This window comes from Halorubrum sp. GN11_10-6_MGM, from assembly GCF_005435165.1.
Taxonomy (GTDB): Archaea; Halobacteriota; Halobacteria; order Halobacteriales; family Haloferacaceae; genus Halorubrum.
The window spans coordinates 56,028-79,685 of sequence record NZ_SGUC01000012.1 but is presented as its reverse complement, the minus strand read 5'-3'; the positions used below and the strand labels follow the sequence as shown (position 1 = coordinate 79,685).

General features: G+C 69.2%; 19 protein-coding genes and 1 tRNA gene. 14 read left to right on the top strand and 6 right to left on the bottom strand.

From position 1 onward, the window contains the following. Positions 1 to 36: 36 nt before the first annotated feature. A complete protein-coding gene (locus EXE46_RS08155) occupies positions 37 to 558 on the bottom strand; it encodes a hypothetical protein (RefSeq protein ID WP_137687923.1) in 522 nt (173 codons plus the stop codon). Positions 559 to 721: 163 nt separating this feature from the next. On the opposite strand from EXE46_RS08155, the gene EXE46_RS08150 reads away from it, so the two are divergent. Beyond that, on the top strand, positions 722 to 1,768 hold the full coding sequence (locus EXE46_RS08150; protein ID WP_137687922.1) for a transcription initiation factor IIB family protein: 1,047 nt from the start codon (positions 722 to 724) through the stop codon (positions 1,766 to 1,768). Between the two features lie 285 nt (positions 1,769 to 2,053). Here the strand turns inward: EXE46_RS08150 and EXE46_RS08145 are convergent, their stop codons facing one another. Then, entirely contained in the window at positions 2,054 to 2,902 is an 849-nt protein-coding gene (locus EXE46_RS08145) for a DUF6293 family protein (protein WP_137687921.1), read from the bottom strand. Between the two features lie 149 nt (positions 2,903 to 3,051). On the opposite strand from EXE46_RS08145, the gene EXE46_RS08140 reads away from it, so the two are divergent. From EXE46_RS08140 to EXE46_RS08115, 6 genes are all read left to right on the top strand, one after another. Further along, on the top strand, positions 3,052 to 4,707 hold the full coding sequence (locus tag EXE46_RS08140) for a GTPBP1 family GTP-binding protein (RefSeq protein WP_137687920.1): 1,656 nt from the start codon (positions 3,052 to 3,054) through the stop codon (positions 4,705 to 4,707). A gap of 207 nt (positions 4,708 to 4,914) precedes the next feature. Further along, on the top strand, positions 4,915 to 6,561 hold the full coding sequence (locus EXE46_RS08135; protein ID WP_137687919.1) for an ABC transporter substrate-binding protein: 1,647 nt from the start codon (positions 4,915 to 4,917) through the stop codon (positions 6,559 to 6,561). A gap of 205 nt (positions 6,562 to 6,766) precedes the next feature. Then, on the top strand, positions 6,767 to 7,762 hold the full coding sequence (locus tag EXE46_RS08130; RefSeq protein WP_255509507.1) for an ABC transporter permease: 996 nt from the start codon (positions 6,767 to 6,769) through the stop codon (positions 7,760 to 7,762). Then, positions 7,762 to 8,748, top strand: a complete 987-nt coding sequence (locus tag EXE46_RS08125; RefSeq protein ID WP_137687917.1) for an ABC transporter permease — start codon at positions 7,762 to 7,764, stop codon at positions 8,746 to 8,748. The genes EXE46_RS08130 and EXE46_RS08125 overlap by 1 nt, the downstream gene beginning before the upstream one ends. A gap of 1 nt (position 8,749) precedes the next feature. After that, on the top strand, positions 8,750 to 9,871 hold the full coding sequence (locus tag EXE46_RS08120) for an ABC transporter ATP-binding protein (RefSeq protein WP_137687916.1): 1,122 nt from the start codon (positions 8,750 to 8,752) through the stop codon (positions 9,869 to 9,871). After that, complete coding sequence (locus EXE46_RS08115) at positions 9,868 to 11,232, top strand: ABC transporter ATP-binding protein (protein ID WP_137687915.1); 1,365 nt, start codon at positions 9,868 to 9,870, stop codon at positions 11,230 to 11,232. The genes EXE46_RS08120 and EXE46_RS08115 overlap by 4 nt, the downstream gene beginning before the upstream one ends. A gap of 52 nt (positions 11,233 to 11,284) precedes the next feature. Here the strand turns inward: EXE46_RS08115 and EXE46_RS08110 are convergent, their stop codons facing one another. From EXE46_RS08110 to EXE46_RS08100, 3 genes are all read right to left on the bottom strand, one after another. Beyond that, the gene (locus EXE46_RS08110) at positions 11,285 to 11,785 is read right to left on the bottom strand and encodes a hypothetical protein (RefSeq protein WP_137687914.1); all 501 of its coding nucleotides are present in this window, start codon (positions 11,783 to 11,785) and stop codon (positions 11,285 to 11,287) included. A 145-nt stretch (positions 11,786 to 11,930) separates the two neighbouring features. Then, entirely contained in the window at positions 11,931 to 12,278 is a 348-nt protein-coding gene (locus tag EXE46_RS08105; RefSeq protein WP_137687913.1) for a dihydroneopterin aldolase family protein, read from the bottom strand. A gap of 86 nt (positions 12,279 to 12,364) precedes the next feature. Continuing rightward, a complete protein-coding gene (locus EXE46_RS08100; RefSeq protein WP_137687912.1) occupies positions 12,365 to 13,564 on the bottom strand; it encodes an LEA type 2 family protein in 1,200 nt (399 codons plus the stop codon). A gap of 131 nt (positions 13,565 to 13,695) precedes the next feature. On the opposite strand from EXE46_RS08100, the gene EXE46_RS08095 reads away from it, so the two are divergent. The 3 genes from EXE46_RS08095 to EXE46_RS08085 all read left to right on the top strand — a co-directional run bounded on the left by EXE46_RS08095 (position 13,696) and on the right by EXE46_RS08085 (position 17,984). Beyond that, positions 13,696 to 15,015, top strand: a complete 1,320-nt coding sequence (locus tag EXE46_RS08095; protein ID WP_137687911.1) for an amidohydrolase — start codon at positions 13,696 to 13,698, stop codon at positions 15,013 to 15,015. Positions 15,016 to 15,265: 250 nt separating this feature from the next. After that, a complete protein-coding gene (locus EXE46_RS08090; RefSeq protein WP_137687910.1) occupies positions 15,266 to 16,573 on the top strand; it encodes a DNA primase in 1,308 nt (435 codons plus the stop codon). A gap of 121 nt (positions 16,574 to 16,694) precedes the next feature. Next, positions 16,695 to 17,984: an adenosylhomocysteinase gene (locus tag EXE46_RS08085; RefSeq protein ID WP_137687909.1), complete on the top strand. Its 1,290-nt coding sequence runs from the start codon at positions 16,695 to 16,697 to the stop codon at positions 17,982 to 17,984. Between the two features lie 29 nt (positions 17,985 to 18,013). Here the strand turns inward: EXE46_RS08085 and EXE46_RS08080 are convergent, their stop codons facing one another. Further along, positions 18,014 to 19,120: a glutamate-cysteine ligase family protein gene (locus tag EXE46_RS08080; protein WP_137687908.1), complete on the bottom strand. Its 1,107-nt coding sequence runs from the start codon at positions 19,118 to 19,120 to the stop codon at positions 18,014 to 18,016. Positions 19,121 to 19,636: 516 nt separating this feature from the next. Between EXE46_RS08080 and nucS the strand changes: the two genes are divergently transcribed. The 4 genes from nucS to EXE46_RS08055 all read left to right on the top strand — a co-directional run bounded on the left by nucS (position 19,637) and on the right by EXE46_RS08055 (position 23,373). Next, complete coding sequence (gene nucS, locus EXE46_RS08070; RefSeq protein ID WP_137687907.1) at positions 19,637 to 20,401, top strand: endonuclease NucS; 765 nt, start codon at positions 19,637 to 19,639, stop codon at positions 20,399 to 20,401. 129 nt (positions 20,402 to 20,530) lie between these two features. Continuing rightward, entirely contained in the window at positions 20,531 to 21,061 is a 531-nt protein-coding gene (locus EXE46_RS08065) for a 50S ribosomal protein L16 (RefSeq protein ID WP_137687906.1), read from the top strand. A 136-nt stretch (positions 21,062 to 21,197) separates the two neighbouring features. Further along, positions 21,198 to 23,252 carry a DEAD/DEAH box helicase gene (locus tag EXE46_RS08060; protein ID WP_137687905.1) on the top strand — a complete coding sequence of 685 codons (2,055 nt, stop codon included), beginning with the start codon at positions 21,198 to 21,200 and terminating at the stop codon, positions 23,250 to 23,252. 50 nt (positions 23,253 to 23,302) lie between these two features. Beyond that, positions 23,303 to 23,373, top strand: a tRNA-Pro gene (locus EXE46_RS08055). The last annotated feature ends 285 nt before the right edge of the window (positions 23,374 to 23,658 follow it).

Sequence of the window (23,658 nt, the reverse complement as noted above, 5' to 3'; positions counted from 1 at the left end):
CGACCAGAAGAAATCGGGTGAAAAAGCGAAGCGGACTCACCGGGGGCCGTCCGCGGAGCCGAGCGCGTCGCCGAGCGGGTCGTCGGCGCCGAGGCCGTCCCCGAGCGGCGCGGAGCCGGCGATCTGCGCGTCGACCGCCTCGGCGACGGGCTCGACCGGGTCGTGGGTCTCCACGTACGTCGCCAGCGCGAAGTCCGCTTCGTCGCCACCGGTGAGCGCGACGGCGTCGCTCCGAGCGGTCCGGCCCGCGAGCCAGTCGCGGACCACGTCGCGGCCGGTGGGCGAGAGCGGGCAGACGCCCTCGACGCCGCAGCGGTGGAGCGCCTTCACGGCCGTCATCGGGGAGACCCCCGCCTCGCGGGCGGCGTCGCCGACGCTCCGCCCGGCGGTGTAGGCGTCGACGAGCGTGGCGGTCGCTTCCGGCGTACACGGGAGCGACTCGGCGTGGTCCGACAGGCGGTCGACGAGCGGCGTGTCCGTGTCGTCCGCGAGCGCGACCCCCCGATCGCGCTGGCGCGAGGTCACCTCGACCCCGTCCGCGATATCCGACAGCGTCATGCGAAATCATGGCTCGGGCCGATGGTTAAAACCACCGTACTGCGGCGCGATTGGGCGGTCGATCACCGACCGATAACCGGTCGGTTCGGCGGCGCCGATCGGGGCGATTGACCGCCGATTCGCCCGGGTTTAAGTAAGGCATCGGGCCGGAGTTCGACGTGTGATGAGTGACGCACGCTCGACCCGCGTTCGTTCGCCCCGGACCGAAACCGACGACGTCGCGACGACGGACCGCGCAGCGACCGCCGACGGCACGGCGACCGCCGACAGTACGGCGACCGCCGACCGCTCCGCAACCGCGGACGGCACCGCGGTCTCCGAGAACTCCGAAACGTCCGGCGCCGACGAGGCCGGCGACCGCGAGACCTGTCCGGAGTGCGGCGGCCGCACCCGCGTCGAGGGCGCGGAGCGCGTCTGCGGCGACTGCGGCCTCGTCGTCGAGGCCGACCGGATCGACCACGGTCCCGAGTGGCGGTCGTTCGACGACGACGACACGAATCCGAAGCGGACCGGCGCGCCGCTGACGCGCTCGCGCCACGATCGCGGGCTCTCGACGGAGATCGGCCGCTCGACGAAGGTGAAGGGCCGCAAGCGTCGCCGGCTGGCCCGGATGCGGACCCAGCACAACCGCGCGCAGATCTCGACGAAGCGCGACCGCAACAAGGTGTACGCCTACACCGAGATCCGGCGGCTCACCGGCGTCATGGGACTGCCCGACAGCGTCCGCGACGCCGCCTGCGCGCTGTTCGACTCGGCGCAGGAGGAGAGCCTGCTCCGCGGCCGCTCGCTGGAGGGCTTCGCGGCCGCCTGCGTCTACGTCGCCTGCCGCACCGCCGACGTGGCACGAACAGTCGGGGAGGTGTGCGACGAGGCGAAGGCGACGGAGGACGAACACCGGGCCGCCTTCGACGCGATGAACCGCGAACTGGGCCTGCCGATGGCGCCGAGCGGCCCCGCGGAGTACCTCCCGCGGTTCGCGAGCGACCTCGGCTGCGACCCGGCCGTCGAGCGCCGCGCCGGCGAGCTGGCTGAGCGCGCCGTCGAGGAGGGGATCGCGAACGGCCGCAACCCGGTCGGCGTCGCGGCCGCCTGCCTGTACACCGCGGCCCGCGAGCTCGACGCCGAGTGTACCCAGCAGGAGGCCGCGGACGTCGCCGACGTGACGCCCGTGACCGTCCGGCGGACGTACGTCGACCTGACCGAGGAGTGAGTCGGAGAAGCACCGACGGGAGGGCCGTCGGCCGTGACGGTCCGGCGGGCGACCGCGGCGGCGTCAGCGGGGACCGCCGTCGGCGGCGCGGGTGGCCGCCGACGGCCGATAGCGGGCAGGCGGGTGCGGAGGGCGGGGAGGGCGCCCCGGCCGCCCGGCGGGCGTCACGCAGTTGAATCGAGGTGCGGGGGATAGTTCTACGTTAGCTATCGACAGTTCGGATAAACCGTACAGTTCTGACGTACCCGTCGGACGGGACGGACCTCAGGGACGCGTCGAAGGCCGTCAGTGCTCGCGGAGCTTGTGTTCGAACGCGAAGTAGACGCGGCGCCCGATCTCCGTGAGGTGGACGGTGTCGGACCGACCCACGTCCTCCAGCTCCACGTAGCCGCGGTCGCGGAGCGGCGCGAGCACGTGGGTCTCCAGCGCGCGGTACTTGGCGGTCCGGCTCTCGCCGGTGTCGGCCAGGAACTCCAGGCCGCGCTCCCTGGCCCACTCGATCAGGTTCCACTTGTCGGTGGTGCGGTTCCCGTCGGCCCGCTCGCGCAGGCGCCCGAGGACCGCGACCTGGTCGGCCGTCGGCGCGTCCATCGGGTACAGCGGGAGGTCGACGGTCGACGCGACCCCCTCGGTCAGCGGCGCCGCCTCGACGTCGTGGCGGCGGCGCTCCGGCTCGACGCTGTACGGGCGCGCGCCGACGATCATACAGGCCATCGCGACGCCGACCGCGGCGATCCGGGGGCCGGTCGAGACGTTGCCGAACAGCCGGTCGCCGTCGGCCTCGCCGGCGCGGTGGCGGGCGGCGACGGTCGTCGTCACGCCGAGCACGTCGTACACGTCGGCGAGCGCGACCGGGATCGGGCGGACCTCGGCGAACTCCGCGGTGGCGGTCCACGCGTCGCGCTGATAGTCGGTGAGTCGGTCGGGGTCGACGCGGGCGTCCGCCGGGTCGCTCGCCCGGGCCGCCTCGAAGTCGACGTCGCCGCGGGAGCCCTCGCGGTCGGGGGCGTCGACGAGGAGGTACGCGACGTCGGCGCCGTGGCGGCGGAGGGGTTCGACGACCCGGTCGCGCTCATAGCCGAGCGGGGCGACGTGGACGCGGCGTTCCGCGACGCTGGGGACCGAGGTGTCCATACCGTCGTTGTCCGCGGCGGTCGGTTAAATAGCTCGCCGGAGCGCGCGAAGCGGGGATCGGACGACTCCGGAGCGCTCGGGATCGATCACGAGCCGTGGGGTCGTGTACCACGAAAACCGTTAAGCCCGACTGCCGCTTACCACGGGACATGAGCGCTGACCGGTCCGTCCTCCGGCGGGCCATCGAGCGCGGCGAACGGGACGGCGGCGCCATCGAGTTCAAGGAGCGACTGACGCGAGAGATCCACCTGGCCGACGGGCGCATGGAGTCGCTCGTCGCCCAGCTCCGTCACCGGGTGCTCTCCGGCGACGGGGAGGCGACCTACGTCCTCGGCGTCACCGACGACGGGGGGCTCGCCGGGATCTCCCCCGAGACCTTCTCCGAGACGATGGACGTGCTCTCGCTGTTAGCCGACGAGGCGGACGCCCACATCGCCGACGTCGAGACGTGGAGCGCCGGCCCCGACGGAGACGGGGACGAGGCGGGGCTCGTCGGGCTCGCCACGCTCCGCGACGGCGGCGTGTTCGAGGCCGACGAGGACCACCTCGTCGTCGGCACCGCGGGCCACGTCGACCACGGGAAGTCGACGCTCGTCGGCACGCTCGTCACCGGCCGCGCCGACGACGGGCAGGGCGGCACGCGCGGCTTCCTCGACGTCCAGCCCCACGAGGTCGATCGCGGCCTGTCGGCGGACCTCTCGTACGCGGTGTACGGCTTCGCCGACGACGCCGACGAGCCGGTCCGGATGGACAACCCGCACCGCAAGGCCGACCGCGCCGGCGTCGTCGAGACGGCCGACCGGCTCGTCTCCTTCGTCGACACCGTCGGCCACGAGCCGTGGCTCCGGACGACGATCCGCGGGCTCGTCGGCCAGAAGCTCGACTACGGGCTGCTCGTCGTCGCCGCCGACGACGGTCCGACGAAGACGACCCGCGAACACCTCGGGATCCTGCTGGCGACCGAGCTGCCGACCATCGTCGCGGTCACCAAGGCGGACGCCGTGAGCGACGAGCGGCTCGCCGCCGTCGAGCGCGAGGTGGAGTCGATGCTCCGCGACGCCGGGCAGACCCCGCTGTTGGTCGACCGGCACGGCGTCGACACCGCGGTCGCGGAGGTCGGCGACGGGGTCGTCCCCCTGCTGCGGACCAGCGCGGTGACGAAGGACGGCGTCGAGACGCTCGATCGCCTGTTCGAGCGGCTCCCGAAGCGCGCGACGCCCGACCGCGAGGCGTTCCGGATGTACGTCGACCGGAGCTACAAGGTGACCGGGGTGGGCGCGGTCGCGTCCGGAACGGTGAACTCGGGGACGGTCGAGAAGGGCGACGAGCTCCTGCTCGGCCCCATGCCCGACGGGTCGTTCCGCGAGGTCGAGGCCCGGTCGATCGAGATGCACTACCACCGGGTCGACAAGGCGACCGCCGGCCGGATCGTCGGCATCGCGCTGAAAGGCGTCGACGAGGGAGAGATCGAGCGCGGGATGGCCCTGGTGCCCCGCGGGAGCGACCCGGAACCGGTCCGCGAGTTCGACGCCGAGGTGATGGTTCTCAACCACCCGACCCGGATTCAGGAGGGGTACGAGCCGGTCGTCCACCTCGAAACGCTCTCCGAGGCGGCCGCGTTCTTTCCGGAGGAAGGCCGGCTACTGCCGGGCGACACCGGGGAGGCGCGCGTCCGGTTCAAGTTCCGGCCGTACCTGATCGAGGGGGGCCAGCGGTTCGTCTTCCGCGAGGGGTCGAGCAAGGGAGTCGGAACCGTGACTGGCCTCCGAGGAGCCGGGGAGGAGACGCCGCCCACCGACCGCTGACGCGCGGCCCGGGAGCGTTCGGGGCGGGCCGTCAATGGAGGTGTGCGCCATCGGCGACGCGAGTGGAATCGCGAGAGTCGTCCCCGGCTACGTTGGGAGACGTTGGCGGGGAAGAGTATGTACAAAAGGACAACACAGCGAACAGAGATGACCATATGGCCACGAGAACCCAAAATACTTATCAGATAGAAGCAAGAGTTCGCCACTATGCGTCGACAAGACACACAACGCATTTCGCGACGGAAGGTCCTCGCCGGCGGAGCAGCCGGCACCTCCCTCCTGCTCGCCGGGTGTGCCGGCGGGGGGGACGGCGGCGACGGCGGTGGCGGTGGAGACGGTTCCGACGGGTCCGACGGCAGCGACGGTTCCGACGGGTCCGACGGCGGGAGCGCGCCGACCCTGTACTTCGCGCAGGCGAAGGGCCCGCTCGACATGGACCCCGTGGTCATGAACGACGTGCCGTCCGCGCAGATCGCCGGGCGGATATTCGACGGGCTCTACGAGTACGGCGACGGCGTCAGCCTGGAGCCGAAGATCGCCGCTGACATGCCGACGGTCGAGCGCGACGGCACGCGCTTCATCGTCCCGATCCGTGAGGACGCCCAGTTCAAGAACGGCGATCCCGTCACCGCGGAAGACGTCGTTCACACGATGCTGGCGCCCGTCGAGGAACAGACCGAGAACGCCTCGGAAGTCGACATGATCGACACCGGGGAGGTGATCGACGAGAAAACCGCGCAGTTCGACCTCTCGTACCCGTACGGCGCGTTCACGATCGCCATGGCCCGGAACGTCGTCAACGCCTCCGTGCGACAGGAGGACACGGACGCGTACAACATGGACCCGGTCACCTCCGGGCCATTCCGGCTCGCCGAGTGGGAGCCGGAGAGCTACGCGACGCTGGAGCGGTGGGACGACTACTGGGACAGCGATAACCTCCCGGAGATCGGCACGGTCGAGTTCGAGCCGATCGTCGAACAGACGACGCGGGTCACCGAGCTGGAGACCGGGAACGTCGACATCATCGAATCGATTCCGCCGCAGCTGTACGAGACGGTCGAAGGGAACCAGAACGCCACGCTGACAGAAGAGCCGGGGATCGGGTACTTCTATCTCGCGTTCAACTGCGGCGAGGGGCCGACGAGCGACCCGCTCGTCCGCGAGGCGGTCGACTACTGCGTCTCGATGGACCAGGCGGTCGAGAACTTCGTCGAGCCGGCGGGCGTCCGCCAGCACAGCCCCTACCCGGCCTCGATCTCTGAGGAGTGGGACTTCCCGACCGACGAGTGGTCCGACATTCAACACGATCAGGACCTCGAAGAGGCGCAGGCACTGTTCGAGGAGGCCGGCGTCCCGATGGACTACAACTGGCGGATCATCGTGCCGCCGGACAACAAGCGCGAGCAGATCGGCATCTCAGTCGGCGACGGGCTCCAGAACGCTGGCTTCCAGAACGTCGAAGTCCAGCGTCTCGACTGGGGGACGTTCCTCGACGCGTACGTCACCGGCAGCGAGGACGACTACAACATGTACACCCTCGGCTGGTCGGGCTCGCCGGACCCGGACACGTTCGCGTACAACCTGCTGAGCCAAGAAACGGAAGGCACGAACAACGGGACGTTCCACGACTACGACGAGGCCTCGCAGATGCTGACGCAGGCCCGCGAGTCGTCTGACCGCGAGGAGCGTCGCCAGCTCTACATCGACGCGACGACGACGCTGCTCGAAGGGCGCGTCCACATGCCGGCGTACAACCTGAACAACTCCTACGGCGTGCGCAACGTCGTGGAGGGCTTCAGCTCGCACCCGATCTCGTCGGAGGTCCAGCTGGACGGCGTCACTGTGAACCGGTAACCGGCGCCGGAGGTCCGGTGATCGGACCCACGGAGCGGACCCGGGCGGTCCGCGCTCGGAGCGGGATCGAATCGTAAGCGTGCCCTCTTGGGCGGTCGGCGACGGGGTCGGCCGCCCGCTTGCGGCTCCGAATTGGCACGTCGGCGGGAGCGAAACGGATAAGCGACAGCAAAAACCGAGTCGAAGCAACGAGAGATCCACGACAGTGAGTTTACTTCGGTACACACTCCGGCGGTTCGCACAGGCGATACCCGTACTGATAGGTATCGTGACGATAACCTTCTTCCTGGCCAACCAGATCCCCGGCGACCCGGTCGAGATCATGCTGGGACCGACGCCGGCACAGGAGCAGGTTGAGGCAATCCGCGCACAGTACGGCCTCGACCGACCGATACACGTTCGGTACTTCACGTACCTCAGCGGCGTCGCGACGGGGGATCTGGGGCTCAGCATCTACTACGACCGCCCCGTCCTAGAGATGATCATGCTCCGGCTCCCGGTGACGCTGCTGCTCATGCTGTCCGCGTTCGCGTTCGCGATCGTCACCGCGATCCCGCTCGGCGTCATCTCGGCGAAGCGTCGGAACGAGCCCGCGGACCACATCTCGCGTATCGTCTCGCTCATCGGCGTCTCGACGCCGTCGTTCTGGATCGGGCTGGTGTTGATCATCGTCTTCGCGTTCTACCTCGGGTGGTTCCCCGCGCGGGGGTTGGTCCTCCCGTGGGCGGACCCGGCCGACGTCCGTGGCGCGGCGACGCGGATCGAGGTGTTACGCCAGACGGCGCATCACCTCTTCTTACCGATGATCGGGCTCGGAACGCTCCAGATGGCGCAGATCACCCGGATCGAGCGCTCGTCGATGGTCGACTCGCTCCAGGGCGAGTACGTGAAGCTCGCCCGGGCGTACGGCGTGCCCGAGTCGACGATCGTGCGCAAGCACGCGTTCCAGGTCGCACAGCTCCCGGTGATCACCATCATCGGCCTCGGGCTGTCGACCGCGCTCGGCGGCGCCGTCCTCACGGAGACCGTCTTCGAGATCCAGGGGATGGGCCGGTTGATCATTACCGCGATCAACAACCAGGACTACCAGCTGATCATGGGGACGACGCTCGTGTTCGGGTTCGTCTACGTGATCGGCGTGATCGTCACGGACATCACGTACAGCTACCTCGACCCGCGGGTCACCTACGGTGACGAGTAATGTCAATCAATAGCGCAACTTCGGACGACGACACGGCGGACGGCGGCGACGAGAGCGGCGGCCCCGACGAGGTCGAGGCCCGCGTCGGCCTCCGGTACACGCTGAAGCAGGTCCGACAGGACACGACGGCGCGGATCGGTACCTACATCGTCGGGTTCATGACATTCGTCGCGGTCTTCGCCGCGTTCGACTACTACATCCTCGATTACGCGATCGCCGAGGCGGTGTTGTACAACCCGGAGACCGACCCGGAGAACGTCCGGCGTCTGCTCCCGCCGGTCGGCATGGAGAACCAGTTCGGACAGGGCGTGCTCGAACACCCGCTCGGCACCGACCACCGCGGGCGCGACCTGCTCTCCCGGACCATCTACGGGACGCGGATCGCGATGACGGTCGGGTTCCTCGCGACCGCCATCGGCCTCGGCGGCGGCACCGTCATCGGCGCGGTGTCCGGCTACTACGGCGGCTGGATCGACGACGTGCTCCAGCGCGTCACGGAGACGATCTACGCGATCCCGTTCCTCGTCTTAGTCATCGCGTTCATGACCGCGTTCGGCCGCGACCTCACGTTCGCGATGGTCGGCGTCGGTATCACCGCTATCCCGGTGTTCAACCGGCTCATCCGGTCTCGCGTGGTGTCGATCCGCGAGGAGGACTACGTCGAGGCCGCGCGGGCCGCCGGGGTGAAAGACCGGAACATCATCTTCCGACACATCATCCCGAACAGCTTCGCCCCGGTGTTGGTTCAGGCGACGCTTCAGGTCGGCGTGAGCATCCTCATCGTCGCCGGGCTCTCGTTCCTCGGCTTCGGCGCGCAGCCGCCGACGCCGTCGTGGGGGCAGATGCTGTCGGCCTCGCGGGGGTACATGCTCCCAGCGCCGACGTTCAGCATCTTCCCCGGCATCGCCATTCTGATCACCGTCATCGGCTTCAACATTCTCGGCGACGGCCTTCAGGACGCCCTCGACCCGCGGATAAACAACTGACATGAGCGAACCACTACTCAGCGTACGCGATCTCAAGACACAGTTCTTCACCGAGGACGGGACGGTCCGCGCCGTCGACGGCATCTCCTTCGACGTCAACGAGGGGGAGATCGTCGGGCTCGTCGGCGAGTCGGGCGCCGGGAAATCCGTCGCGACCTCCAGTATCCTCCGGCTCGTCGACAGCCCCGGCGAGATCGTCGGCGGCGAGATCGAGTTCAAAGGCGAGACGATCTTCGGCCTCGAAGAGAGCGACGACGGCGAACTGCGGCCGCGCGACGAGATGCTCACCGAGGAGGAGATGCGGAAGCGGATCCGCGGCCGCGAGATCGCGATCATCTTCCAGGACCCGATGGAGTCGTTGAACCCCGTGTTCACCGTCGGGGGGCAGCTCCGCGAGTTCATCGAGATCAACCGCGACCTCGACGCCGCCGAAGCGAAGGAGGAGGCGATCGACATGCTCAGGGAGGTCGGGATCCCGGCGCCGAAAGAGCGGTACGACGAGTACCCGCACCAGTTCTCGGGCGGGATGCGACAGCGCGTGCTGATCGCGATGGCGCTCGCCTGTCAGCCCGACCTGATCATCGCCGACGAACCGACGACGGCGCTCGACGTCACCGTCGAGGGCGAGATTCTGGAGATGGTGAAAGACCTCCAAGAGAAGTACGATACGTCGTTCATCTGGGTCACCCACGACATGAGCGTCGTCGCGGAGATCTGCGACCGCGTGAACGTGATGTACCTCGGCGAGATCATCGAGCAGGCCGAGGTTGACGACCTGTTCTACGACACGAAACACCCGTACACGTCGGCGCTGCTCGACTCGATGCCGCGCCCGGACGAGACGGTCGACGAGCTCAGACCGATCAAGGGAGTGATGCCGGAGGCGATCGATCCGCCCGCAGGCTGTCGGTTCCACTCGCGGTGTCCGGAGGCGCGGGAGGTGTGCCGCGAGGTCCACCCCGAGCCGCGGGACCTGAGCGAGGACGGCGAGGCGCTGCACACGGCCGCGTGCGTGAAACACGACGCGTTCGACGTGGGGTACGACGCGAGTCCGCCGATCGACACGGAGGCGACCGGCGGGTTCTCCGCCGGCTTCACCGAGACCGGAGGTGAGGCGGAATGACCGAGGTCGGCCCACCGGAGTCGGACCCGGACGCGCTGTTACAGGTGCGGAACCTCAAGAAACACTTCGACAACGAGAGCGGGCTCCTCGCCGGCGTCGAGCTCGACGACGAGTTCCCGTTCGTCTCTCGGTCGACCTCCGACGTCCGCGCCGTCGACGGCGTGGACTTCGACATCAAGGAGGGCGAGACGCTCGGGCTCGTCGGCGAGTCCGGCTGCGGGAAGTCGACGCTCGCGCGCACCGTCCTCCGGCTGCTCGAACCGACGGAGGGGAGCGTCTACTTCCAGGGCGAGGACCTCGCGTCGCTGTCGGGCGAGCCGCTGCGGCAGATGCGGAAGGACATGCAGATGATCTTCCAGGACCCGCAGTCGTCGCTCGACCCCCGGATGAAGGTCGGGCCGATCGTCGAGGAGCCGATGAAGGCCCACGGCATGCTCGACGAGGAGGGGCGGGAGGCGCGCGCGAAGGAGCTGTTGGAGAAGGTCGGGCTCGACCCGCAACACTACAACCGGTACCCGCACGCGTTCTCGGGCGGGCAGCGCCAGCGCGTGAACCTTGCGCGGGCGCTGTCGGTGAACCCCGACTTCATCGTCTGCGACGAGCCGGTGTCGGCGCTCGACGTGTCGATTCAGGCGCAGGTGCTCAACACGATGGAAGAGCTCCAAGAGGAGTTCGACCTGACGTACCTGTTCATCGCGCACGACCTGAGCGTTATCCGCCACATCTCGGACCGCGTGGCGGTGATGTACCTCGGGAACATCGTCGAGCTGGCCGACAAAGAGGAGCTGTTCGAGAATCCGAAACACCCGTACACCCGGGCGCTGCTCGACGCCATTCCCGTGCCCGACCCGAGGAGCGGCGGGCGGACGGCGCTCCTCTCCGGCGACGTGCCGTCGCCGATCGACCCGCCCTCCGGCTGCCGGTTCCGGACGCGCTGCCCGAAGGTCATCCAGCCGGACGAGTACGACATGAGCGACGACGCCTGGCGGAACGTCGTGTCGTTCCAGCGGGCCGTCGAGCGCCGGTCGTTCGAGGAGACCGACCCGGACGCCCTCCGGCGCCGGTTCTTCGACGGCGCGACGCCGGGCGGCGACGCCGGGACGCTGCTCGACGAGGCGCTGGGGCACATCGAGCGCGACGAGTGGGAAGCGGCCGAGCGGATACTCGTCGAGCGGTTCGCGGACCAGAGCGTCTGTGCGACGTCGCGGCCGGCCTACGAGATCGAGTCGGAGATCGGCGACGGCCGCCACTACTCGGCGTGTCACCTGCGCCGCGACGAGGCGGTCGCGACCGCCGTGGACGAGGCCGCGGCGGACGGCGCGGCGCGCCCCGGGGCGGGGGCGCCCGAAGCCGACGACTGACGGCGCGACTTTTTTAGGTCGTATCGACGGACAGCGCCGAGCGCGTCGGCGGCTACCGTATCCGGATCTGCGTGGCGTCCTCGTGGCGCTCGTCGGCGTCGGGGACCGGCACGAACGCGGAGACCGTGTGTTCCCCGCGGTCGGGCCGGACCGAACGGTCGAGCCCGCCGTCGCCCGCGGTCCGGCGGAAGCGGCCGTTCCACGTGGCCGTCGCCCGCTTCGTCTCGCCGGCCCGGAGCGACAGGACGGACTCCTCGGCGCGCACGTAGCGTCGCTCGTCGGTGGCCTCCAGAACGCCGTCGACCGCCCAGCCCCACGAGCGGCGGGTCGTCGTGGGGACCTCGATCGGGACCGGCAGCCGGTTGCGGATGGAGACGGTGATCGCGACCGGCTCGTCCGGCGCGTACTCGGCGGCGTCGGTGCTGACGGTCACGTCGATCGCTCGGCGTGCGACCGCCCGGGGGACCACGCGACCGAGGGCGGTAGAGAGGTAGTTCTTCGTCTCGTCGAAGCCGGTGCGATCCGTCCGACTGTCGTGGCGTCTGTCGACCATGAGCGTCTCTGAAAGCGGTTGATCGGCCGCGCGAGCAGCCGTTCGGCTCTCGGTAGGCGTGTCGCGGTACTAAGCGTTCGGGTCGACGGCGATCAGGGCGGCGTCGGGCGACGACTCGGCGTCCCGGGAGCCCGACGACTCGCCGTCAGTCGTCGTCGACCACGTCGACCAGTTTCATCAGCGGGTAGCCGCCCTCCATCTCCATTCGGGTGCGGACGGTGACGCCCTCGTAGGCGATCCGCATCCGGACGTCCATCAGCGAGCCGGTGAGCTCGGTGTAGCCGTTCTCGTGGTCGATGGCGTCCGCGACGCGGTCGTCGTGGATCGTCACGTCGACCGACTCGCAGTGCGGCTGGTTCTCGATCGCCTCGGCCATCGCGGCCTCCAAGCTCCGGGTGCTGGACGGGCTGACGGGCGTGCCGGCGAACTGGTGGTACAGCGAGCCGAACTTGATCCCGGCCTCGAAACACGCCTGTTGGGCGTCGGTTACCATGACGGAACGCGGCCGCGGGCGGGCAAGAAGGTTCGGACGGCAGGCGGTTCGGGCGGTTCGGGCGGCGTCCGGATCCCGGGACGCGATCAGCCGACCGTCAGCGGGAGTACCCCGTCGTCGTCGCTCGTGTTGTCGCCGTCGTCGGACGTGTTACCGTCGTCGCTCGTGGTTCCGTCGTCAGTCGTTCCGCCGCCATCAGTCGTATTGCCGTCGTCATCCGTCGTGTTGCCGTCGTCATCGGACGTTCCGCTGTCGTCGCTCGTCCCGCCGTCGGAGTCGGTCGAGTCCTCGGAACCGGTTCCGTTCCCTTGGTGGAGTCCCTCGTCGAAGATGTCGGTCTCGATCGTCTCCTCGTAGGTCAACGCGTCCAGCGGGACCGTGATCTCCTCGCCGGAGGGGAGCTCGACGACGGCGTAGAACTCGATCCGGAGGTCGCTCACCTGGTGGCCGTTGACCGACTCGTCGAGGTGGGTCACCCACCACTCGTCGAGGCGTTCGTTACGGAGCGCGGCCGTGAGCTCGATCGTCTCGGAGCCGTACGAGGGGATGACGTACTCCGCTTCGGTCGAGCCGGACCCCATCTCGACGCCGTTCATCGTCACGTCGTAGCCGATCTCGGTGACGACGTACGGTTCGAGGTTGGGGTTGTAGACGTCGAACTCCAGCTCGATCGGGGTCTGGGTCTCGCTCACCGTCCCCCAGCGCCCGCGCGTCTCGTTGACGTAGAGGACCGGGTCGTCGACGAGCGGCGCGTCGGCGTTCACCGGACGGGTCTCCTTGGAGGTGAAGGCGCCGATGAGGTCCGTCTCGACCTCGCGGGTTCGGGTGAGGTTCGCGCTCCGGCCGAGGAGGTCGGAGGTGACCGTCGCGTCGATCGCGACGGTCGTCCGCTCGTCGTTCCGGACGTGGCTTCGCCACCACGGCGGGATCGCGTCGTTCGTCAGGTTCGTCTCGAACGCGATCGAGGAGTTGCCCGAGGTCACGCTGACGCCCTCGCGGCCGCCGGCCGCCATCTCGACGTCGTTCATCGAGACGGTGTAGTCGATCGAGACGCCGTCGAGACCGACCCCGACCGGGTTCGGGTTCGAGACGACGAGATCGGTCTCGACGACCGTGGTCTCGTTCGTCACGTCGCCGAAGGAGTTGTTGACGGCGGCGACGCTCGGAACGCCGAGGACGCCGAGCGCGAACGCCCCGCCGACCGCGGCCGCGACGACGACCAGCCCGACGAGCGCGACCCGGAGCTTGCTCCCGGTCAGCGCCGAGGCGATACCGTTCAGAGCCATACGGACCCGTTTCGATCGGCGGATAATGTCGTGTCGCTCGGGGGAGACTCCGACGGCTCGGTGGCGACGGCGATCGGCGCGCGAGCGGGCGGAACCGAAGGCGTTTGGTGCGGCGGGGGAAACGAGCGGACATGAACCACCTCCGCGTGGCCGGCGGACGAGTGCTCCGGCCCGACGGCCGAGTCGAGCGAGCGGACGTCGCGGTCGACCGCGACGAGGGGACGATCCGAGCGGTCGGATCGCCGAGCGAGGTCGACGAAGCGCTCGCCGGCGAGGGCGTCGAGACGCTCGACGCGACGGGATCGCTCGTGATTCCGGGACTCGTCAACGCGCACACGCACGTCGCGATGACGCTGCTGCGCGGGTACGCCGACGACAAGCCGCTCGACCCGTGGCTCCGCGAGGACATCTGGCCGGCCGAGGCCGAGCTGACGCCCGACGACGTCGAGGCCGGCGCCGAACTCGGCGCGCTGGAGATGATCCGCTCGGGGACGACCGCGTTCGCGGACATGTACTTCGCGATGGACCGTGTGGCGGGCGTCGTCGACCGCGCGGGACTGCGCGCGCGGCTCGGCCACGGCGTCGTGACCGTGGGGAAGGACGACGCGGACGCCCGCGCGGACGTCGAGGAGAGCCTCGCGGTCGCGCGCGAGTTCGACGGCGCCGCGGACGGCCGAATCCGAACCGCGTTCATGCCGCACTCGCTGACGACGGTCGGCGAGGAGTTCCTCCGCGAGGGGGTCGCCGCGGCGCGCGAGGCGGAGGTTCCGGTCCATCTCCACGCGAACGAGACGACGGACGAGGTCGACCCGATCGTCGACGAGCGCGGGGTGCGGCCGATCGGGTACGCCGAGGACCTCGACGCGCTCGGCCCGGACGACTTCTTCGCGCACGGCGTCCACGTCGACGGTTCGGAGATCGACCGGCTCGCCGAGGCCGGGACCGCGGTCGTCCACTGCCCGGCCTCGAACATGAAGCTCGCCAGCGGGATGGCCCCGGTCCAGCGGCTGCGAGAGGCGGGCGTGACGGTCGCGCTCGGCACCGACGGCGCGGCCTCGAACAACGACCTCGACGTGTTCGACGAGATGCGCGACGCCGCGATGCTCGGGAAGCTCGCCGCGGACGACGCGAGCGCGGTCCCCGCCGAGGCCGTCGTGGAGATGGCGACGGCCGGCGGCGCCGACGCCCTGAACCTCCCCGGCGGCCGCATCGAGGAGGGCGCGGCGGCCGACCTCGCCGTCGTCGACCTCGACGCGCCGCACCTGACGCCCGTCCACGACCCCGTCTCGCAGCTCGCGTACGCGGCCCGCGGGAGCGACGTGCGCCACACCGTCTGCGACGGACAGGTCCTGATGCGCGACCGCGAGGTGCTGACGCTCGACGCCGAGGCGGTTCAACAGCGGGCCGCGGACGCCGCGCGCGATCTCGTCGAGCGCGTCGAGTCGGCGTGACGGACGGCGCGAGTGCGCCGATCGGTTGTATACGAGACATCGTGTCGCCGCACGAACGACGCTGCGCGCGCGAGCGACGGCGCACCCGAAATCGGGGGCGAACGCCCGCCGGATCGCCGCCGACTCCGCCGTCGACCGCGCTATCTCCGGAACAAACGTCTCAAGGCCGTTAACCCGAGAACAAACCGAATTAAACCGCGTTAAGCGAGTCGCCCTTTTACGTGTGAACGGCGGCAGGACCCGAGTGGACATGAGCGAACGCACGACAGCCATCCTACTGATCGCGGTCGTCGCGCTCGGCGCGATGACGGGCGTCGCGGCGGCCGACGGCCACCTCGAAGTGGCGGTCGACGACGCGGACGGCGAACCGACGGTCACGGTGACCGAGAACGGCACCGCGGTCGAGAACGCGACGGTCCTCGTGAGCGTCGTCGACGACGAGAACGCGACCTACGCGGGGACGGGCGAGTACGAGACCGACGCGGACGGCACCGTCGGACTCCCCGCCGCCGAGGAGGACGTCACCGTCGAGGTGAGCGCCGCCTCGGGTAACGACACCGTCTCGACGACGGCCGAGCTCGAGGCGCCCGACGGCCTCGAACTGGAGGTCGACGACGACGGGGGCGAGCCCGTCGTCACCGTGACGAACGACGACGAGGCGGTCGAGAACGCCTCGGTGAACGTCACGGTGGCCGACGAGGAGAACGCGACCTACGCCGGCGCCGGCGACTACGAGACCGACGCGAACGGCACGGTCACGCTGCCGGCCGCCGAGGAGGACGTGACGGTCGACGTGACCGCCGAGTACGAAAACGAGAGCGTCTCGACGACCGCCGAGCTCGAAGCGCCCGACGGGCTCGAAATAGAGGTCGAGGGCACCGACGGGGAGCCCGTCGTCACCGTGACGAACGACGACGAGCCCGCCGCGAACGCCTCGGTGAGCGTCGCGCTCGCCGACGACGCGGGCGAGAACGCGTCGTACGCGGGGACGGGCGACTACGAGACCGACGCGAACGGCACCGTCGAACTGCCCGGCGCCGAGGAGAACGTCACGGTCGACGTGACCGCCGAGTACGAGAACGAGAGTGTCTCGACGACGGTCGAGCTGACCGCCGAGGGCGGGGACGACGCCGCCGACGAGGGGGCGTTCGGCCAGCTCCTCCAAGAGTTCATGGACGGCCTCGAAAACCGTGACGGCGGCATCGGCGCCGCGGTCTCCGACTTCGTGACGGAGAACAACCCCGGTAACGCGCCGGACCACGCGGGCGGCCCCGACGGCGAGAACGAGAGCGGCGAGCGCGGCCCGCCGGCCCACGCCGGCCCGGGCGGCGACGACGCGGACGCGGACGACGAGGAAGACGAGGCTGAGGAAGACGAGGCTGAGGAAGACGACGCGGAAGAAGACGATGCGGAAGAGGACGAGGCCGAGGAAGACGAAGCCGAGGCGGATGACGACGACGAAGACGATGACGAAGCGGAGACGGAAGATGGCGACGACGCCGAAGAGGACGGCGAGAGCGGCCCGCCGGACCACGCGGGCGGTCCCGGCGGTAACTGACGGACCGAGTCGTCGCTGAGCTGACGGTCGGATCGTTCGACTTCCGAACGACGCGGGTCTCTTTTCGCGGTCTCGGTCCGGTGTCGGCAGGGTTTAGTGCGCCGTGAGCGAACCGAGAGGCATGAGCGAGACCGCGTATCCGCCGGTGTCACAGCACCTCTCGGACGTCGAGGCGGCCCGGGAGGAGGGGCGCCGGAAGATGGACTGGGCGCTTCAGCACATGCCGATCTTGAACGCGCTCCGCGAGGAGTTCGTCGACGAGCAGCCGCTCGCGGGCGAGACGATCGCGATGGCGATGCACGTCGAGGCGAAGACCGCGAACCTCGTCGAGCTGCTCGCCGAGGGCGGCGCCGAGGTCGCGATCACCGGCTGTAACCCCCTCTCGACGCACGACGACGTGTCGGCGGCGCTCGACGCCCACGAGTCGATCACCTCCTACGCGGTCCGCGGCGTCGACGACGAGGAGTACTACGACGCGATGCACGCGTGTATCGCCCACGAACCGACCATCACGGTCGACGACGGGATGGACATGGTGAAGCTCGTCCACGAGGAGTACCCCGACCTGATCGACTCCATCGTCGGCGGCGCCGAGGAGACGACGACCGGCGTCGACCGCCTGCGCGCGATGGACGCCGACGGCGAGCTCCACTACCCCGTCTTCGCCGTGAACGACACGCCGATGAAGCAGCTGTTCGACAACGTCCACGGCACGGGCGAGTCGTCGCTCGCGACCATCGCGATGACGACGAACCTCTCGTGGGCCGGCAAGAACGTCGTCGTCGGCGGCTACGGCCAGTGCGGGAAGGGCGTCGCCAAGAAGGCGTCGGGGCAGAACGCGAACGTCATCGTCTGCGAGGTCGACCCGCGCAAGGCGCTCGAAGCCCACATGGAGGGGTACGAGGTGCTCCCCATGAAGGAGGCCGCGAAGAAGGGCGATGTGTTCATCACGACGACGGGCAACCGCGACGTGATCACCCGCGAGCACTTCGAGGAGATGGACGACGGCGTCCTGCTCGCGAACGCCGGCCACTTCGACGTGGAGGTCAATCTGGAGGAGTTAGACGACCTCGCCGTCGACCGCTACGAGGTCCGCGACGGCGTCGAGGGGTTCGAGATGGAAGACGGTCGCGTGCTGAACGTCATCGCGGAGGGGCGGCTCGTCAACCTCGCCGCGCCCATCGCCCTCGGTCACCCTGTCGAGGTGATGGACCAGAGCTTCGGCGTTCAGGCGGTCGTCGTGCGCGAGCTGGCCGCGAACGGCGGCGAGTACGGCGCCGGCGTCCACGACGTGCCCGACGAGCTCGACCGCGAGGTGGCCGACATCAAGCTCGCCGCCGAGGGCGTCGAGTACGACGCCCTCACCGACGAGCAGCGCGAGTACATGGGGAGCTGGGAACACGGGACCTGAAGGCGAGGTGGAAGGCAGGAACGGGTCCGTCAGTCGTCCGCGACCGGTCGGGTCCGCCGGAGATCGCGTTCGAGCCGGTCGGCGTACGCCAGTCGACGCCGTCGGACCGCGGCCGGTGAGAGCTCTTCGGGACCGTCGAACTCCGCAGTGAGCGGATCGTACGACTCGGCGTCGAATCCCATACGGTCGAGGTACGACCGCACTGCCGCCGACGAGAGCCCCTTTCGGACGGCCGAATGCGCGAGCTCCCGAACCGTCTCGAACTCGGGGAGCACGATCTCCTCGTCGCTCACGCGACCCGCGTCGCCGCCGATCCGGACCGGGGCATCGCGGAGTCGTTCGACGAGCGAGGCCACGTCGTCCGCGAGTCGGACCACTTGGCTCGGGAGCGCGGCGTCGGGCGACCGCCACTCGACCGTCGAGAACTCCTCCCGGAGCTGAACCGGAGTCCAGACCGCGTTCTCGGGGTCGAAGCAGTCCTCGACGTACTCCCGGTCGAAGCCGACGATGACCGCCTCGGTGACGAACTCCTCGTACCGCCGCTGGAGTCGTCTGCCCCACTCGATCCGGCTATCGACGTACGGCCACAGCGTCCCCTGACGCGAGAGCAGGGCGTACGCCATCCAGCGGTACAGCTCCGAGCGGGCACCGGCGGCGAGTCGGTTCCCCTCGAAGTACGGGGAGGAGTTGACGAGCGCCAAGGCGGGATCGCACGCGATCAGCGCGTTCAGCTGGTCGATCTCCCGACCGGGGATCTGTTCAACGTGAATATGGGTGCCGGCGCAGTGTCGGACGTACGAGAACCGGTCGCCGACGACACGGCTCTGGATACGGGTCCGCTCGCTCGGCAGGTCTTCCTCCGGCCCGCGCCCGAGCGGCGTCGCGAGCGGAACGAGCCGCTTGTCGGCGGCGTTCGCAGCGCGGAGCACGGCGTCCAGCCGCTCGAACAGTTCGCCACGGAGTTCGTCGGTGGTCTCGCACGGCGACGTCTTGACCTCCAGCAGCGACCGGGTGAACTCCCGTTCCACCCCCGGACCCACCTCGACGAGGGATCCGGGATCCGTCAGGTGACCGTTCTCGTCGACCACCCAGTACTCGATCTCGACGCTCCGCCGGACCGGCTCGCCACCGGTCATGGGGAACTCCCCCGGCCGGCGGGCGCAGTATGAGTATTGTTCACATCCACCAATGAAACGGCGAATATCGCTTAATTATTTTGGGTATAAACACACGGGTGTTTCCTTATACACTTGATCGCAGGACGAATGGTATCGCACCGATCGGCGCTCGCGAAGACACCCGAATTCGGCTGAAAATTAAGGCATATCAGAGTGCGTTCAACCAGAAAGGACGATATACAAACACAGATCAGGACGTAGGAGACGAAAGAGATCGTTTCCGCGTGCGTTCGTACAGCGAGTACGCTCGCGCCCGGACCGGCTGTCCGAACTGCGGCGCTCACGTGTCCGCGATCGGTCGGGACACCGAGACGACCGAGCGTCCCAACTGCGGCGCCCGCGTGCGAGCGTGACAGACGGTCGGGAACCGCGGAGGGGAGAGAGGAGAAGCGACGCAGCGGCGAGAGAGCGCCGACGCGGTCGCGACCGTGTCTGCTCCCACTCCTTTTATTTTCTCACCGCCTACGAGGAGTAGTGACGGTCACGAGCGTCCACGATCCGAGCCACCGCGAGGCCCTCTGGGAGCTGGAGGACGCCTTCGAGCGCGGCGACCTCGTCAGCCTGTTCGGTCGCTGTACGGTCTCGTACGAGGGCCGCGCCGCCTCGGACCTCGGCGCCGGCGACCGGCTGGTCGTGTTGAAGCCCGACGGCGCCGCCCTCGTCCACACCGACGAGGGGCATCAGCCGGTCAACTGGCAGCCACCGGGATCGAAACACCGCGCCGCGGTGCGCGAGGGGCGGCTCCGCGTGCGCTCGACCAGAAGCAATCCCGACGAGATACTGACGGTCCGGTTTTCGGACATCCACCAGCTCTCCGCGATGGCGGTGACCGGCGGGCGCGACCTCACCCTCCACGGCAGCGAGGAGGACCTCCGCACTCGGGTGTTGGAGCGTCCCGAGCTGATCGAGCCGGGGTTCGAGCCGCGGGAGACTGAGCGTCCCTCCAGCGCGGGCCCAATGGACGTCTTCGGCGTCGACGAGGACGGAGTGCCCGTGGTCGTCGAGCTGAAGCGTCGCCGGGTCGGCCCCGACGCCGTGGGGCAGCTCGCCCGGTACGTGCGGGCGCTCCGGGAGGAGATGGGGATCGAAGAGCCCGCCGAAGACCGCGAGAGCGACCGCGACGACGCTCCCGCCGTCCGCGGAATTCTCGTCGCGCCGTCGGTCACCGACCGGGCTACAGAGCGGCTCGCGGACCGCGGGTTCGACCACGTCGCGCTCGAACCGACCCCGGAGGAGTGAGCCGCGCGGCGTGCCAACGCGGACCGCGATCGGGCGACACGCCGACGCTACCGCCCGAGGAGTCGGCGCGGAGCGTCGCGCTATCGAAGGGTTTATCGCCGCAGCGGGGGCTACATCGGACAAGTAGCCATGTCTGACAAACCCGCCTCTATGTATCGGACGATCGACAAGCCGTCGTACACCCGCCGCGAGTACATCACGGGCATCCCCGGCTCGAAGATCGCCCAGCACAACATGGGCGACCTCTCCGCGGAGCCGGACGACTACCCCGTCCAGATCAGCCTCCGCGTCGAGGAGGAGCTTCAGGTTCGACACGGCTCGCTGGAGAGCGCGCGCCTCTCGGCGAACCGCCACCTCATCAAGGAGCTCGGCGAGGGCAACTACAAGATGACCCTCCGGAAGTTCCCCCACCAGGTCATCCGGGAGAACAAGCAGGCGACCGGCGCCGGCGCGGACCGCGTCTCCGACGGGATGCGGCAGGCGTTCGGCAAGCCGGTCGGGACCGCCGCACGGCTCAACAAGGACGACGTCGTCTTCACGGCGTACTGCGACGTCGATCAGGCGCCCGTCGTGAAGGAGGCGTTCCGCCGCGCGTACAACAAGCTCTCCCCGCCGTGTCGGATCACGGTCGACCGCGGCGAGAAGCTGCTCGTCTCGTAACGACCGCTCGCTCCCCGTCCGTGAGGCGGGTTCTTCTCCGCGCGTCCGCGTGACCCAGCGGCGGCGCCGTTCGTCGTGTCAGACGCCAGACGGCGAGCCGAACTCCTGAAATACCTCGCTCGCGTACCGCAGCCCAGTGTCACAGCAGTTGGCCGAGGTCGAGACGCTGTTCCTCCACGAGGCGCGGAGCGACTACACCGTCGTCGCGAACCGCGACGGGAAGCGCGTGCTCCGCGGGCGACTCGAACTCAAGGAGACCTCCGCCGGCCCGCGCCCGGGGAAGTTCCGGGTGATCCGCGACGGCGAGGACCACCCCCGGCAGCCGGACGAGTTCGTCGACCTCGCGCGGGCGGCCGGCCGAATTCGGATCTCCGAACAGACACCACCGGAGAGCCGAAAGCGACTGGAGGCGATGCTCGACGGCTACCAGCTGGAGTCGCTCACCGTGCGGACCTGCCGGCGCTGCGCGGGCGACGGGCGGTACGGGCCGATCACCTCCGAGGACGCGATCGAACACAACGGCGAGCAGATCTGCCGCGACTGCGCCCGCCGGGAGCTGGAGCGCGAGCTGTCGTACAAAGGCGAGTTCACGGGCGCCGCCGAGGAACGGCTGGAGGAGCTGCTGTACGAGTCGGGCGATCTGGACCGCATCGTCAACCTCCTTCAGGGCGGGCTCGACCCCGACCTCACGAAGTACGACGAGGTGTCGGCGAACGTCGACGACGTCTCGCCGGTCCGGACCGAGGACCTCGACCTCCACCCGGATCTGTCCGCGCATCTACAGAGCCGGTTCGAGGAGCTGCTGCCGGTCCAGAGTCTCTCCGTGCGGAACGGCCTGCTCGACGGCGACGACCAGCTGGTCGTGAGCGCGACCGCGACGGGGAAGACGCTCGTCGGCGAGCTGACCGGGATCGACCGCGCGCTGAAGGGCGACGGGAAGCTGCTCTTCCTGGTCCCGCTCGTCGCGCTCGCGAACCAGAAACACGAGGACTTCGAGGAGCGCTACGGCGACCTCCTCGACGTGTCGATCCGCGTCGGCTCCTCGCGGGTGAACGACGACGGCAACCGGTTCGACCCGAACGCCGACGTGATCGTCGGCACCTACGAGGGGATCGACCACGCGCTCCGGACCGGGAAGGATCTGGGCGACGTGGGGACGGTCGTCATCGACGAGGTCCACACGCTGAAGGAGGGCGAGCGCGGCCACCGGCTCGACGGGCTCATCTCGCGGCTGAAGTACTACAGCGAAGAGCGGATGGAGACGCACGCGGGCTACGACGGCACCCAGTTCGTCTACCTGTCGGCGACGGTCGGCAACCCCGAGTGGCTCGCGGAGAAGCTCCGGGCGACGCTCATCGAGTACGAGGAGCGCCCCGTCCCGATCGAGCGCCACGTCACGTTCGCCGACGGCCGCGAGAAGGCGCAGATCGCCGACAAGCTCGTCAAACGCGAGTTCGACACGAAGTCGTCGAAGGGGTACCGCGGGCAGACGATCATCTTCACGAACTCGCGGCGTCGCTGTCACGAGATCAGCCGCAAACTGCGCTACGACTCCGCGCCGTACCACGCCGGGCTCGACTACGGGCGCCGGAAGAAGGTCGAGCGCATGTTCGGGAACCAGGACCTCTCGGCGGTCGTCACCACCGCGGCGCTGGCGGCCGGGGTCGACTTCCCCGCCTCGCAGGTGATCTTCGACTCGCTGGCGATGGGGATCGAGTGGCTCTCCGTCCAGGAGTTCTCGCAGATGCTCGGGCGCGCCGGGCGCCCGGACTACCACGACCGCGGCCGCGTCTACCTCCTCGTCGAGCCCGACGGCGTCTACCACGGCTCGATGGACCGCACCGAAGACGAGGTGGCCTTCACCCTCCTGAAAGGCGAGATGGAGGACGTGGCGACCCACTACGACGAGACGGCGGCCGCCGAGGAGACGCTCGCGAACGTCGTCGTCGCCGGCAAGAAGGCGAAGCGGCTCAACGACCGGATGATCGGCGAGGTCCCCACAAAACACGCGCTCGGGAAGCTGTTGGAGTGGAACTTCATCGACGGCTTCGAGCCGACGCCGCTCGGCCGCGGCGTCACCAGACACTTCCTCGCGCCCGACGAGGCGTTCTTCATCCTCGACTCGGTGCGGAAGGGGACCGACCCCTACGACATCGTTGCCGATCTCGAACTGCGCGACGACGAGGAGTGAGCGCGGCGCAACGAAACCCTTTACCGGCCGATGCGGGTACGTATAGGCGCGGGACCGTGGGTTAGTGGTATACTCCGGGCCTTGGGTGCCCGTGACCCCGGTTCGAATCCGGGCGGTCCCATTCTGCTGCTGCGAGCGACAGCGCGAGCAGCAGCAGTGGAGCGGATTCGAAGCGGAGAGTGATGCGAGTAGCGCGAGCGAAGCGACTGAGGTTCGAATCCGGGCGGTCCCACTTTCGCTGCCGTGGGCAACACCGCGAGCCACGGCAACGGCTATTTATAAACGACGAGCGACGGCGCATGCCTGTGAGCGGCCGCTCCCGGCGGCCGCGAAGCAGCACGGGCGAGGGAGTCGGTCGGCCGGAGCGAAGCGGAGGGACGCCGATGAGGCTGGGGAGGTCTGAGGC